General features: G+C 37.0%; 15 protein-coding genes and 2 riboswitches. Of the genes, 3 read left to right on the forward strand and 12 right to left on the reverse strand.

Going from position 1 to position 14,236, the window contains the following annotated elements; translation table 11 throughout:
* Window positions 1-58: 58 nt before the first annotated feature.
* From BJ095_RS16255 to mutY, 6 genes are all read right to left on the reverse strand, one after another.
* Complete coding sequence (locus BJ095_RS16255; protein ID WP_107937117.1) at window positions 59-1,027, reverse strand: ABC transporter ATP-binding protein; 969 nt, start codon at window positions 1,025-1,027, stop codon at window positions 59-61.
* Window positions 999-2,024, reverse strand: coding sequence for an ABC transporter ATP-binding protein (locus BJ095_RS16260; RefSeq protein WP_404427228.1), 1,026 nt, complete (start codon window positions 2,022-2,024; stop codon window positions 999-1,001). The genes BJ095_RS16255 and BJ095_RS16260 overlap by 29 nt, the downstream gene beginning before the upstream one ends.
* Window positions 2,025-2,409: 385 nt before the next feature.
* Window positions 2,410-4,155, reverse strand: a complete 1,746-nt coding sequence (locus BJ095_RS16265) for an ABC transporter ATP-binding protein (RefSeq protein ID WP_107937113.1) — start codon at window positions 4,153-4,155, stop codon at window positions 2,410-2,412.
* Between the two features lie 273 nt (window positions 4,156-4,428).
* Window positions 4,429-4,977, reverse strand: coding sequence for a nucleoside tri-diphosphate phosphatase (gene ntdP / locus BJ095_RS16270; protein ID WP_107937111.1), 549 nt, complete (start codon window positions 4,975-4,977; stop codon window positions 4,429-4,431).
* 296 nt (window positions 4,978-5,273) lie between these two features.
* On the reverse strand, window positions 5,274-5,462 hold the full coding sequence (locus tag BJ095_RS16275; protein ID WP_107937109.1) for a hypothetical protein: 189 nt from the start codon (window positions 5,460-5,462) through the stop codon (window positions 5,274-5,276).
* Between the two features lie 67 nt (window positions 5,463-5,529).
* Window positions 5,530-6,585 (reverse strand): A/G-specific adenine glycosylase, encoded by a 1,056-nt coding sequence (gene mutY, locus BJ095_RS16280; RefSeq protein ID WP_107937107.1) that lies wholly within the window; start codon window positions 6,583-6,585, stop codon window positions 5,530-5,532.
* A gap of 138 nt (window positions 6,586-6,723) precedes the next feature.
* On the opposite strand from mutY, the gene BJ095_RS16285 reads away from it, so the two are divergent.
* Window positions 6,724-7,710 carry a metal-dependent hydrolase gene (locus tag BJ095_RS16285; protein WP_107937105.1) on the forward strand — a complete coding sequence of 329 codons (987 nt, stop codon included), beginning with the start codon at window positions 6,724-6,726 and terminating at the stop codon, window positions 7,708-7,710.
* Window positions 7,711-7,795: 85 nt separating this feature from the next.
* On the opposite strand, the gene BJ095_RS16290 is transcribed toward BJ095_RS16285, so the two are convergent.
* From BJ095_RS16290 to recX, 3 genes are read right to left on the reverse strand one after another with little or no spacing between them, the layout of a single operon-like run.
* Window positions 7,796-8,071: a YfhJ family protein gene (locus BJ095_RS16290; RefSeq protein ID WP_107937103.1), complete on the reverse strand. Its 276-nt coding sequence runs from the start codon at window positions 8,069-8,071 to the stop codon at window positions 7,796-7,798.
* 1 nt (window position 8,072) lies between these two features.
* The gene (locus BJ095_RS16295) at window positions 8,073-8,402 is read right to left on the reverse strand and encodes a YfhH family protein (RefSeq protein WP_107937101.1); all 330 of its coding nucleotides are present in this window, start codon (window positions 8,400-8,402) and stop codon (window positions 8,073-8,075) included.
* The gene (gene recX / locus BJ095_RS16300) at window positions 8,395-9,204 is read right to left on the reverse strand and encodes a recombination regulator RecX (RefSeq protein ID WP_107937099.1); all 810 of its coding nucleotides are present in this window, start codon (window positions 9,202-9,204) and stop codon (window positions 8,395-8,397) included. The genes BJ095_RS16295 and recX overlap by 8 nt, the downstream gene beginning before the upstream one ends.
* Window positions 9,205-9,370: 166 nt before the next feature.
* On the opposite strand from recX, the gene BJ095_RS16305 reads away from it, so the two are divergent.
* A complete protein-coding gene (locus BJ095_RS16305) occupies window positions 9,371-10,162 on the forward strand; it encodes a polysaccharide deacetylase family protein (RefSeq protein ID WP_107937097.1) in 792 nt (263 codons plus the stop codon).
* A gap of 41 nt (window positions 10,163-10,203) precedes the next feature.
* Here BJ095_RS16305 and ribH read toward each other — a convergent pair whose 3' ends face one another.
* From ribH to ribE, 3 genes are read right to left on the reverse strand one after another with little or no spacing between them, the layout of a single operon-like run.
* Window positions 10,204-10,671, reverse strand: a complete 468-nt coding sequence (gene ribH, locus BJ095_RS16310; RefSeq protein ID WP_107937095.1) for a 6,7-dimethyl-8-ribityllumazine synthase — start codon at window positions 10,669-10,671, stop codon at window positions 10,204-10,206.
* A gap of 20 nt (window positions 10,672-10,691) precedes the next feature.
* Window positions 10,692-11,321 carry a 3,4-dihydroxy-2-butanone-4-phosphate synthase gene (ribB, locus tag BJ095_RS16315; RefSeq protein WP_107937093.1) on the reverse strand — a complete coding sequence of 210 codons (630 nt, stop codon included), beginning with the start codon at window positions 11,319-11,321 and terminating at the stop codon, window positions 10,692-10,694.
* 18 nt (window positions 11,322-11,339) lie between these two features.
* Complete coding sequence (gene ribE / locus BJ095_RS16320; protein WP_107937091.1) at window positions 11,340-11,978, reverse strand: riboflavin synthase; 639 nt, start codon at window positions 11,976-11,978, stop codon at window positions 11,340-11,342.
* Between the two features lie 124 nt (window positions 11,979-12,102).
* A riboswitch (FMN riboswitch) is annotated at window positions 12,103-12,237 on the reverse strand.
* Between the two features lie 181 nt (window positions 12,238-12,418).
* Window positions 12,419-12,552: riboswitch (FMN riboswitch) on the reverse strand.
* Between the two features lie 195 nt (window positions 12,553-12,747).
* On the opposite strand from ribE, the gene rlmD reads away from it, so the two are divergent.
* Window positions 12,748-14,109: a 23S rRNA (uracil(1939)-C(5))-methyltransferase RlmD gene (gene rlmD, locus BJ095_RS16325; RefSeq protein ID WP_404427994.1), complete on the forward strand. Its 1,362-nt coding sequence runs from the start codon at window positions 12,748-12,750 to the stop codon at window positions 14,107-14,109.
* The last annotated feature ends 127 nt before the right edge of the window (window positions 14,110-14,236 follow it).

Here is a 14,236-nt window from a genome sequence, read left to right on the forward strand (position 1 = left end):
TGATTAGTACTAGAATTAGCAAAATCACTTTTTCTCTAATATCGATTTCGAATCACTTCTAATCAGTACTATATAAATGACACGCAACAGAGTGACCTGGTTTGACTTCTACTAAATCTGGTATTTTCATTTTGCAAGTAATGGTTGCATAGGGGCATCTTGCCTGAAATTTACATCCTGTATCTGTTACAGAGCTTGCTATGTCCCCTGCTATTATCATCTTTTCCCGCTCAAAAGTAGGATCAGGAATTGGTACTGCTGATAATAATGCTTGTGTATATGGATGTAGAGGCTCGGCATATAAGGATTCACTTTCCGCTAACTCTACGACACTACCTAAATACATAACTGCTACTCGGTCGCTAATATGGCGCACAACCCCTAAGTCATGTGCTATAAAAATATAAGTAAGCTTTAAATCCTCCTGCAATCTTTGCATCAAGTTAAGCACTTGGGCTTGGATCGAAACATCTAAAGCAGATACCGGCTCATCCGCAATAATAAGCTTTGGGTTTGTCATGAGAGCTCGTGCAATTCCAACTCGCTGCCTTTGTCCCCCACTAAATTGATGTGGATAGCGTTTGCCGTGATAGCTGTCAAGCCCGACAATCTCTAAATATTCGGCAACCTTTTCTTTCCGTTCCTGAGAATTTCCAATCCCATGAACGATTAAAGGCTCTTCAAGGATTTTCTGCACTGTATGTCTAGGATTTAAAGAAGCGTAAGGATCCTGAAACACCATTTGGATATCTCTTCTTTTTTGACGCATCCCTTTTTTAGACAATCTAGAAAGGTCTTCACCATTAAACTCAATTGAGCCAGAGGTCGGTTCTAGTAGACGCATAATTGTTCGTCCAGTGGTTGATTTTCCACAACCAGACTCTCCCACTATGCCAAGTGTTTCCCCTTCAAACACCTCAAAAGAAACATCATCAACTGCTTTGACATGACTTATTTTCTTAAAAGAAGTAGTACGTTTTGGAAAATACTTTTTTAAGTTATTGACCTTCAACAACACGTTCTGCAAGAGCGATTCCCTCCGTTTCCTGTAAAAAGCATCTTGATTTATGCACATTCATCTCACTTACTTCATATAAAGGTGGATTCTCTGTCACACATCGTTCTGTTGCATAATCACAACGTGGGGCAAAGCGACACCCCATTTCAATAGAACCGGGCTTCGGGACATTTCCCTTAATGGAATATAAGTTGTCCTTCTTGTAGCGCATATCAGGAACAGACTGTAGTAAGCCCTTTGTATAAGGATGCTGAGGGTTTTTAAAAATCTCCGCAACGGGCGCCTCCTCTACAATTTGACCTGCATACATCACCACTACTCGCTCGCAAACCTCCGCAACAACTCCTAAGTCATGCGTTATCAGTAAAACTGCCGTTTTAAATTGGCTATTAAGTTCCTTCATCAATTTTAAAATTTGAGCTTGAATGGTTACATCTAGTGCAGTTGTTGGCTCATCTGCAATTAATAGCTTCGGATTACATAGTAAAGCCATCGCAATCATTACACGCTGGCGCATACCTCCTGATAATTGATGAGGATAGTCCTTCATCAGCTCCTCTGCTCTTGGCAAACCTACTAACTTCATCATTTCGATTGCTTTACTAGCAGCTTCCTTCTTTTTCAATTTCTTGTTGTGCAATAAAATCGCTTCAGTCAGCTGATTCCCAATTGTGTAGAGAGGATTTAAGGAAGTCATCGGCTCCTGGAAAATCATCGCTACATCTTTCCCACGAATTTTCCGCATTTGCTTTTCCGTTTGTTTCGTTAAATCTATGTCGCCTAGAAGAATTTGACCGGATGTAATTTTCCCTGGAGGTGAAGGAACTAACCCCATTATTGATAGAGATGTTACACTTTTTCCGCACCCCGACTCTCCTACAATTCCTAAAATTTCACCTTCATTAATATGAAAATCAATATGATCAACTGCAGGGACTCTCCCATCTTCTGTGAAAAATGTTGTTTCTAAATCTTTTACTTGTAATAGTACGTTTCCTTCCATCATGTCCCTCCATGTATAAAGTGACTGTCAAAACTAGTATCACTTTTCCTTTTTCTATTACTTTGAAAAAATTGATAGATTGTAATCTAGTAATTCATATTTTATGCTAAAAAAATTGAAAATATCACAAAATATTTTCGACAAAAATCCGCAGATTCGTTACTTTATCACGCTAATTCTCTAAATTCTCCTTACTTGCAATTTTGCAAAACCTTTTAGTAGCGCGGTAATCAAAGGCAAATTTAGGCAAAATAAAAAAACTCAAGAAAGTCGAAATTTGACTGTCTTGAGCTTTTTTTGTCGTAAATTTTTTAAAAACAATTAGTAATATTTCAAGTATATCTCTAATAAAGACATATAGATTTTGCGATTTTTAGCGAAATCTTCTCTAATCTAATTTTTGAATTTGGAATAAATCATAGTAAACCCCTTGTTTCTTCATTAAGGATTCATGATTCCCCTCTTCCACTAATTCACCATGGTCGATAACGAAGATTTTATCTGCATGTGTAATTGTAGATAATCGATGAGCAATAATAATTGTAGTCCGATTACTTGCCAAACGTTCTAAAGAATCCTGGATTAATGCTTCGCTTTCTAAATCAAGCGCTGAGGTAGCCTCGTCCAATACTAGTATCGGTGGATTTTTAAGGAACACACGGGCAATGGCAACTCGTTGCTTTTGACCGCCTGAAAGCTTAACTCCACGCTCCCCAACCTTTGTATCGTACCCATCTGGTAAAGTCATGATAAAATCATGGGCATTTGCCGCCTTCGCTGCAGCAATAACTTCATCATCTGTAGCATCAGGTCGTCCCATTAAAATATTCTGTTTAACAGAATCACTAAATAGGATATTATCCTGTAGAACGATTCCGATTTGTGCTCGAAGGGAATGAATAACCACATCATTTACATCGGTATCATCAATCTTAACAGCTCCACCCGTTACATTGTAAAAACGAGGGATCAAACTAACAATTGTTGATTTTCCTCCACCACTCATCCCTACAAATGCAGCAGTTTCACCAGGCTTGATATTAAAGTTGATATTTTTCAATATCATTTGACCATCTTTTTCATATTGGAAATTGACATTTTCAAATGACACTTGTCCTTTAACTGATGGGAGCTCACGTGAATTTTCCTTATCTTTCACATCATATTCTTCATCCATTAACTCAAACATACGATCCATTGATGCAATAGATTGAGTCAAAGTTGTAGAAGAGTTTACTAAACGACGCAATGGACTATATAAGCGTTCAATATAAGCATAAAATGCAGCCATTGTCCCCACTGATAGATCACCCTGAATTGCTCGATAACCTGCATACCCAATTACAAGTAAAGGCGCAATATCGGTGATGGTGTTTACTACAGCAAAGGATTTCGCATTCCACTTTGTATGGTCTAGTGCACGATCTAAAAATTCTCCATTTTCTTTATCAAAAATATTCTGTTCGTGCTTTTCTAGAGTGAAGCTTTTAATGATACTTATTCCGCTTACTCTTTCATGCAGATAGCTTTGAACATGTGCTAAGGCTTGCGAACGTTTTCTCGTTAAATCACGAAGCTTTCCAAAGAAATACCTCACACTTATTCCAAAGAACGGCAATGCAATGATTGCAACTAATGTTAACTTTACATCCATCGCTAGCATGATTCCAATGGCGATTAAGATAGTTGCTACATCTAGCCAAAGATTCATTAAGCCTATCATGATAAAGTTTTTGGTTTGCTCTACATCATTGATGACACGAGAAATAACTTCCCCTGCCCGTGTATTGGCGTAATATTTCAAACTTAACTTTTGTAAGTGACCGAATAATTCCTGACGAATATCGAATAATACTTTGTTTCCAACATGCTGAGCAAAATATTGTCGATAATATTCTATTGGTGGACGAATGATGAAGAATAATATAACAGTCCCACCTAACCAATAAACGAGCTGCGTAATTTTTTCGCTGTCTGTTAAATCGGGAGCACCAATAATATCATCAATAACAATCTTAATGAGTATCGGAATAAATAGAGGGATTGCAAATTTTAAAATACCAATAAAAATGGTCAGTAGAATCTCCCATCGATAGGGCTTCACAAAGCGCATATAACGTTTAATACTATCCAATATTTCACTTCCTTTATAAACAACACAAAATGTATGAAAAGGTGCCCGTTTTTGGACACCTGTTTAACACTATACTCTAGTTTGGGAGTAATTACATCTACAGTGATTTTCGCTTAGTAATAGCTCTGATATTTCCTGCGCTAGTTACACATCATACCTAGTAGTCTACAAGTTGTATCTTCATGCATTCCTCCATATTCCCTCATTTCTAATCTACAAATCCAGTTTCTTTTAGATTTAAAAAGTCTACTGGCCGGCAGTAGACTTGAGTGCTTATTTTTCTTTTGATTGCATTTCTTTGTTAAATAAGTAGCGGTTTGTCCAGACTTCGATAAAATCGGGGGCAAAGGGGCCTCTTTTTTGCTTGATCCAGCTTTCTAGCTTATTCACATTACGCTTTAGAATTTTATCGATTACTTCTGGGTAGCCCATATCTTTTTTATGTTGCTCGTATTCATCTTCATCTAGTAATGTATACGACATATCCGGAAAGACTTTTATATCTAGATCATAGTCGATATATTTTATCGCATTATTATCAAAGACATAGGGCGAACTCACATTACAGTAGTAATACACGCCATCCTCACGAAGCATACAAATAATATTGAACCAATGCTCTGCATGAAAATAGCAAATTGACGGCTCCCTTGTTAGCCAAGTACGGCCATCGGATTCTGTTACAAGAGTACGCTCATTTGCTCCAATAAATATATTCTTTGTTCCTTTTAGAACCATCGTTTCTTGCCAGACACGGTGGATGCGACCATTATGTTTATAACTATGTATTTGTATCGTTTCTCCTTCTATAGGTATTGTCATGTAAAGCCCACCTTTTCGTCTCTATGTATGTATTTACATCGCTTGGTGATATTTTTGTCCAATTTGAAAATTTCAATCATCTAGCAACTATTAGGTTCTATTATAGCAATGCTAATCAAAAACTTGTAGCTTGAAGAACATATTTTTCAAATAAGTTGGCAAAAATTAGATTAAATGCGGTTTTATGTATGTATGATGGGCTCAGAAATTAAAGCTAAAAAATTAAGGTATAGACAGTAAATGTCTATACCTAAAAGTGAATTCACTTTACCTAAAGCTCGAGCTAGGGTGACTAATTAGTAGTCGTTGTCGTTGTTGTTGTTATTGTTGTTATTGTTGTTGTTATTGCGTTGGTTGTTTTGTTGGTTTTGCTTTTGGTTTTGTTGGCTTGCTTGTTGGAAATCTTGATCCACAGCAAACTCTTCGTTGTTGTTATTGTTGTTATTGTTGTTGTTATTGTTGTTGCGGTTGTTGTTTTTAGCCATGATTATCACCTCCGTAAAAATATTGTTGACGGAAGGCTACCAGATTATTCGACAAACTTAAAATAAGTTAATTCAGAACATTCAAAATTTTCAACATTGGCACTGGCATGGGTAAAGCCTTTATTTGTTCAATTGTAAGAAATTGTACGGCATCAGGCAGCTCACTTTTTTGTTCAATCTGTACCTGAGTGCATTCCAACTCCCATGTTAGATGTGAAAAAATATGCTTAAACTTCAATAATTCTTTATCAATGTGATTTAAAATCTGAACATTGTAATTTTCCTGGAATACTTCCTCGCTATCGGCTTTTTCAGTTACCTCAATCATCGGGAATTGCCACATGTCAGCTAATAGTCCCTCGCTCGGGCGTTTCTCTAGTAAGCATTGCCCTTCCTGATTCATTGCAACAAAAACCTTAAACTGTACTTTTTTGGTTTTGACTTTTTTCGATTTGATAGGCAGCTTATCTGCATCACCTTCACTAAAAGCAATGCAATAATCTCGCACTGGGCAAAGTAAGCATTTTGGGGAAGTTGGCGTACAAATCATAGCACCAAGATCCATCAAGGCCTGATTGAAATCCCCTGGGTACTGTTCATCTATCAGCATCTCTACAGCTTCCTCAAACACTTTACGCGTTTTGGGCAAGGCAATATCTTCTTCTATATGTAGCACCCTACTTAATACTCGCATGACATTCCCATCTACTGCATGCTCCGCTTTTTGATAGGCAATACTTAAAACTGCCCCTGCTGTATATGGACCAACACCTTTTAGCTTAGAGATGTCATGGCGATTGTCAGGGACCACTGCATTATATTTTTCTACAACCTCTTTCACACCTGCCTGTAAATTTCGGGCACGGGAATAATAACCGAGACCTTCCCACATTTTTAATAACTCTTCTTGAGGAGCAAAAGCAAGGTCTTGTAAAGTAGGATATTTCTCTAAAAAGCGATTGTAATATGGGATAACCGTATCAACCCTTGTCTGCTGGAGCATAACCTCCGAAACCCATATTTTGTAGGGATCCGATGTCCGTCTCCAAGGTAAATCTCGTTTCTCTTTGTTAAACCATTCCACTAAATTCAGTCGAAACTCATTTGTATATTGATAATTCATAATATCCTCCGCTAACGATTTTAAATTATAAATTTCGGGTATAATAATTATAGCGTTCTTTAAATTTACAAAATTCTATTTTCAAACAAAATGGCAAGTATATGGCCAAAATCCTCCATATACGGGGAGTTGATACCAATGGATTCAGGCACACACTTAGTAATGGGCGTTGCTTTAGGTGGTTTAGCCTTAGCAGACCCAGTTGTAGCAAATAATTCAATGGGTTTTGCTGCTGTAATGGCAGGAACAATAATTGGTTCACAAGCACCTGATGTCGATACCGTATTAAAATTAAGAAATAACGCAGTTTATATTCGCCACCACCGTGGTATAACTCATTCTATACCGGCAGTACTATTATGGCCCATTGCAATTACTGCTTTGCTTAGTTTAATATTCCATGAAGCAAATATCTTACACCTATGGCTCTGGACTTTTCTTGCGGTTTTTCTACATGTATTTGTAGATATATTCAACGCCTATGGTACACAGGCTCTCAGACCATTTTCGAAAAAGTGGGTTGCCCTCGGTGTTATTAACACCTTTGATCCTATCATTTTTGGGATTCACTGTGTTGGAATTTTACTTTGGGCATTCGGTTTTGATCCTGTAAAAACATTCATTATCATGTATTTGATTATAATCGGCTATTACATTTTGCGCTTTGTATTACAGGCTGCCGTTAAAAGAGCTGTTCATCATGCAATTCAGGATGAAGATTATGTTATTGTGGCCCCAACAATGCGGTTTTTCAATTGGCGTGTAGCAGCAAAATCAAAAACTCATTATTATGTCGGGCGAGCATATGGCAGAACTATTAACATCTATGATAAGTTTGAAATTCACCCACTTCCAAAAACGCCAATTGTTGAAAAAGCATTGGAGGATTCTAACTTAAGCGCATTCCTTTCCTTCTCACCACTATACCGATGGGAGATTTCCGAGCTCGAAAATGGTTTAACTGAGGTTCGCCTCATCGACCTGCGTTATCGAAGTAATGATCATTATCCCTTTGTTGCAGTAGCTCATCTCGATGAAGAGCTTAATATTGTCAATTCCTACACTGGTTGGATTTTTAGTGAAGATAAATTACAACAGAAGCTTCAGATTGGAGCCAGTGACTAAAGCTGCTTTCGAAGCTTTTAGTATCAGTACTAAATATAAGGAGTTGTCCTAATGTCTAGGACAACTCCTTTTTCTATACTTCCTTCTATTGAACTGTATCATCACTATCATGTAAGAGATGTGCATACTTTGGATTTCTGCCTACAAATTCATGGATTTTGTCGCCGTAGCTTGTGATCCATTGCTGAATGATTTTTTCTGTGTATTCTGCTCCACGATAATCATAGCCAGCTTTCGCATACGTTGACTCGAAATCGGACCATAATAGTTCAATCCATGTACGTGCCTTGTTAACAGAGAGATTGGCGTTTTTCTCAGCAAGAAGCTGAGTTAGCTGCTCTATCGATTGATTTGCATTCATATTATTTCCCTGCCTTCATCGGTAAAAGAATTGAAATTGGCAATGCTTCCTCAAAACGATCTCCACCTAAACGATAGCCCCATGCAAAGCGACCTTTCAAATATTCAACTTTAAAAAATTCACCTGGTGCGCCATCGATTCGATACATTTCACCTTTTACGATGGTTTTTGGATCGATTAGATAAGCAGCTGCCATAGTAGCTTTTCTTTCATATACAGCATATTCATTTACAATGCCAAGTTGTTCAGCTTTTCTTGCTTTTTCTTTCAGCTTAGCAATTTCTTCTCTCAGTTCTTGCTCTGTCATTTCTGCATAGCTTTTTTCAGTCATTTTCTTCAATCTCCTTCTCTGATAAAAAACGGTCAATTACTTCTATTGGAAAGCCTTTTTGATATAAGGCTTGTTTTGTCTTCATTTTTAAATCAATCCCAGTAAGCTTGGAAGCATATTTACTCCAAAGCTTATTCCCCTGACTCTCAATCAATTCATACCAATCATCATCTTCTCGCTCTAGCTTAATTTGGTCAAGTATTTCGTTTGTAATTGAAAAAGAATAGCCCTTTCTCATTAAAACATCCTGAATTTTTTGTTTAATTTGCATTGGCGTTTTATTTTGATTGGCTCGAATCGCCTTTTCTGCAAGCTCCATAGCGATAGCAAGCTGTTCTTTATGGGAAAAAGAATCAAGCACTTTATTTTGTGTTTCTTTATCGATTCCTTTTTTGATTAAATCTTGTTTAATAGCTCTTGGACCCTTTTTTGCAGTTTTCTTTTTCGTTTCCAAAAGAGCCTTTGAATAGGTTTCATCATTTAGAAAGCCTAACTTTTCAAGTTTTCTAATTGCTTCTAATACAACAGCTTCTCCAAAACCTGCATCTAATAGCTTTTTTTTCACTTCGTATTCACTGCGCATTTGATAGCTTAAAAAGTTCAACGCCCGGTTGAAGGCTTTTGAAATTTCGTCCTCGTAGGTAATTTCGTCAATATCAAATTGTTCGAGTACTTTTCCCTTAGTTAAGCCAAACTTTATAAGTGTTGATTCATCTACAGCAAATGCATATGTATCATTCAAATAAATATTATACCGTTCTGGATTGTTTTTTTGTCGTCCTATTTTAGATATGACTTGCATTACAAACACTCCTTCTAAAGCTAGTATACATGTTTTTTTAGATTGTTTCATTTTAGAGTTTTTTTAGAAATATGAGTTCCTGATTCTTTGAAAATTAATTGTTTGCTGCTTAGCATAAAGAAACTAAATTCGCACAATATAAGCAAAAAGGAGGCTATAATTCTTTATGTGGAAACGTCACATTTCTGGTTTAACACTATGTGCGATTGTATTTGCTATTGCTTTTTGCTTAGTTAAACCAGATGTCGCAAGTGCAAATTCGTACTATTGGGGCTTTACTAAATCGAAGGATGGCAAGCCTGTTGATGCAGGTGCTAACTTTGATGAAATCTTAAAGAACTACGGTGCTTTCTATACTGGAGATCCAAATAAAAAAACAATTTACTTAACCTTTGATAGCGGCTTTGAAAACGGTTATACAGAATCCATTTTGGATACATTAAAAAAAGAAGATGTACCTGCAGCATTCTTCTTAGCTGGCCATTACTTAGAAAGTGCAAGTGACTTAGTAAATAGAATGATTGATGAAGGACATCTCATTGGAAATCACACATATGGACACCCTGATTTATCAAAATTATCGGATGAAGGCGTACTAAAGGAATTAAAAAAATTCGATAAAAGATTAAAGGAAACAACCGGACAAAAACGTACATATTACGTTCGTCCTCCAAAAGGAATTTTTAATGAGAGAATTTTGGAGCTTGGAAACAATCACGGCTATACCTATATATTTTGGGACACTGCCTTTGTTGATTGGAATGATGATGCAAATGTCGGATGGCAATATGCTTATGACGAGTTGATGGATCAATTGCATCCTGGTGCCGTTATCCTCATGCATACAGTAGCGAAGTATAATGCTGATGCACTTCCGAAGTTTATCAAGGCGGCGAAAAAGGAAGGCTATTCCTTTGGTTCGATCGATGATTTAGTAATGGACCAAGTGCTGGAATAAATTAAGGGATTCTCATTTTTGTGAGAATCCCTTAGTTATTGTTATTTGAACATCTTTTTCAAATTGGCCATTTCAATTGCAGATACTGCTGAATCGTAACCTTTGTTCCCTGCCTTTGTTCCCGCTCTTTCAATTGCTTGCTCGATATTTTCCGTTGTTACAATACCGAAAATGACCGGTACATTTGAATTAAGTGATACACTTGCAATCCCTTTTGCTGCTTCATTGTTTACGTAATCATAATGAGTTGTAGATCCGCGTATGACAGTTCCTAATCCAATAATGGCATCATATTCACCTGTTTCTACCATTTGCTTAGCTATAAATGGCACCTCAAAAGCCCCCGGAACCCATGCAATATCAATACGCTCTTCTGCAACCCCATGTCTTTTTAAGCCATCAAGTGCCCCGTTTAGTAATTGTGAAGTAATAAAGTCATTAAAACGACCAACAACAATTCCTATTTTTAAATCTGTTCCGATTAAATTAGCTTCAAATAATTTCCCCATCTTAAAAGATCCCTCCGAATTCATTCTGTTATGATTGATAAATTTGTGTATTGTTTTTCACAAAAGCTGACTAAATCCTCTATGGATATGATTTTTAAGCCGTGCTGTTTAGCAAAATTCATCAATCCATCTAAACGAAGCATCTCCCCATCATCCCCCATAATTTCACAAATAACCCCTGCTGGATAACTTCCACAGACTTTCGCTAAATCAACTGCAGCTTCTGTATGTCCTCTTCTTTCTAATACTCCGTTTGGTTTTGCGACAAGCGGGAATACATGTCCAGGTCTTCTAAACTGATTAGGCGCTGCATTCGCATTAATCATTTGAAGAATTGTAAAGGACCGCTCGTAAGCACTAATACCAGTTGTGGTTTCGATATGGTCTACACTCACTGTAAATGCTGTTTGGTGATTATCTGTATTATTATCAACCATGGCTGGTAGATTTAATTTCCTTGCTAGCTCTTCAGTAATTGGTGTACAAATTAACCCTCGTCCATAAGTAGCCATAAAGTTAATATTTTCTGGAGTTGCAAATTCAGCTAGAACTACCAAATCCCCTTCGTTTTCACGATTCTCATCGTCTACTACTATGATCATCTTGCCTAATTTTAAATCGAGTATGGCTTGTTCTATAGTATTTAGCATGTAATTCCACCACCCTTTCTAGAATCCGTTTTGTCTCAAAAAGTCCATTGTTATGTTAGATGTGCTTTCAGTCCTCTTTAAATGATGCAGAACATACTTACCAAGCATGTCAGTTTCAATATTGACTTTTTCTCCTGCTCCTTTTCTTCCCAGAACTGTCTCAGCATAAGTATGGGGGATTAGTGAAACCGTTACACTGTTATGTGAAACCTTAAAAAGTGTAAGACTTGTTCCATCAATTGTAATGGAGCCCTTTGGAATACAATTTGTCAGGTTTTCCTTAGCTACTTCTATTTCAATATAGAAAGCATTTGAAATAGGTCTTTTGCTTTTAATCGTGCCTACACCATCGACATGTCCGGAAACAAGATGTCCCCCGAATCTGCCATTAGCACTCATTGCACGCTCTAAATTCACAAAATCATTCAACTTTAACATATGGATAGTTGTTGAATTTACTGTTTCAGGCATGACATCAACTGTCATCTCTTCATTGTTAAATTGGGTAATTGTCAGGCATACCCCATTTACTGCAATACTGTCACCCAAATTTGCATCTGAAACAATCTTTGGCGAGAAAATAGTTAATTGCATGCTGCTCTCATCTTTTTTGATAGCTGTTACTCTACCTTGATCCTCAATAATGCCCGTAAACATCTACTCACCTCATTTCTAAATAAAAATAAAAACTCCTTAAGAATTCCTAAGGAGTTTGGGAGTATTTATGGCAAGCTTAAATAAACCTTTTGAAATTAACATTTTCAAAAAGTGCCTACCAAAATTCATCCTTCTCCCATCCAGACTATACTGTCGGCTTTGGACTTACACCAAAATCCTGCTCATTAGAGCTCACGGGCTTAGAAGGCTTACCTTCATCACCGTCGATTGGGAATTTCACCCGACCCCGAAGGACATTATTTACTTTAAGCATTGATTAAATAAAAAATCCCGTCATTTTGGTTGACGGGATTAAAAAGCGTGCTAAAAAAGCTATAGCAAATAAGACCATTAAAAAATTCATTTTAAAGTTTTTGCCTACAGAAAACTAAGCCTACCGAGAATACCAATCTCGTTAAGCTAGTAACCTTTGCTTAAGCTTACTCCTTCTCCCATCCAGACTATACTGTCGGCTTTGGACTCGCACCAAATCCTGCTCATTAGAGCTCACGGGCTTAGAAGGCTTGCCTTCATCACCGTCGATTGGGAATTTCACCCGACCCCGAAGGAATTTTTTATTTAATTGCTACAACGATAACATGAATGCGATAGATTATCCATTGAAAAAATCGGACAATTCTCTATTCAGTAAAAAGGGATCACCTGAATATGTAGGAAATATTTATCCATTTGCTTTCAGTTCGAGCTCCGTTATAATGTTTAGATGAACTATTAAAGGACGTGAACGCTTTTGAGCGATAAAGTATTGATGGAAATTGGACAAAAATTTCCTTTAACTATAAAAAGATTAGGCATTAATGGTGAAGGTGTTGGCTTTTATAAGCGCAATGTGGTCTTTGTAAAAGGTGCTCTTCCAGGTGAAGAAGTGACGGTAAAGGTCTCTAAAGTACAGCATAATTTTGCTGAAGCGGATGTTCTTACTATACGTAAAGCTTCAAAAGACCGCCAAGAACCAAGCTGCCCTGTATATAATGAGTGTGGCGGTTGTCAGCTACAGCATTTAACATATGAGGGACAACTAAAAGAAAAACGAGATATGGTTATCCAATCTCTCGAAAAATATGTGAAGTCTATTGCTGAAACAACGGATATTCGCCCAACGATTGGAATGGACAATCCTCGTCATTATCGAAACAAGAGCTCCTTCCAGGTACGTAAAGAAGGTAAACGTGTTTATGCAGGTCTTTTTTCAGAGGGAACAAACAAGCTGTTGAACATAAATGACTGCGAAGTTCAGCATCCACTAACTTCAAAAATAACTGTTGCGACACGTAAAATATTACAAAAACTAAATATCACAATCTTTGATGGGAAATCTTTAGACGGTTTAGTAAGAACCATTGTAGTTCGTACTGCCATTCAAACAGGTGAAACACAGGTTTGTTTAGTAACAACTAGAAAAGACATTCCACATAAACAAGAGCTTATTGAACGTATGCTTAAAATCGATCCAAGCATCGTTTCAATTACACAAAATATTAATCGTGAAAAAACATCCCTTATTTTTGGCGATGAAACAATCCTCCTTCATGGAAAAGAAACCATTCACGAAAAATTAGGCGAGCTTGCATTTGATTTATCTTCTCGTGCTTTCTTCCAATTAAATCCTGAGCAAACAGTTCATCTATATGATGAAATTAAAAAGGCTGCTGAGTTAACTGGTAAAGAAAAAGTAGTCGATGCTTATTGTGGCGTTGGAACAATCGGTTTATGGCTCGCACCAAAGGCAAAAGAAGTTCGAGGAATGGATGTCGTTCCTGAAAGCATTGATGATGCTAAGCGAAATGCTCGCAACCATGGATATAAACACGCACGTTACTACACAGGCACAGCAGAGGAATGGTTAGCAAAATGGAACCGCGAGGGCTTTATTCCTGATGTCGTAACAGTGGATCCTCCGCGTACAGGACTAGCACCAAGTTTTATCAAAACTGTTATGAAAATTAAACCAAAACGTTTTGTGTATACTTCTTGTAACCCTTCAACATTTGCAAAGGATTTACAAGAACTAACAAAGCTTTATAAAGTTGACTATATTCAACCAGTTGATATGTTCCCACAAACAGCTCGAGTTGAAATTGTAGCAAAATTAACTTTAAAAAATAAATAAAATACAAGAAAAGAACCGCCTCAAATTTGAATTAAAATGTACCCTATAAGATGGACACTTTAAAAAAAGTCCTTCTTGTAGGGTACTTTTGTTTATAATGAGAAAAAAGATGTTGGAGCGGAATTAG

Origin of the sequence: Ureibacillus chungkukjangi, assembly GCF_003217295.1 — a bacterium.
In the GTDB taxonomy this organism is placed as follows: domain Bacteria; phylum Bacillota; class Bacilli; order Bacillales_A; family Planococcaceae; genus Ureibacillus; species Ureibacillus chungkukjangi.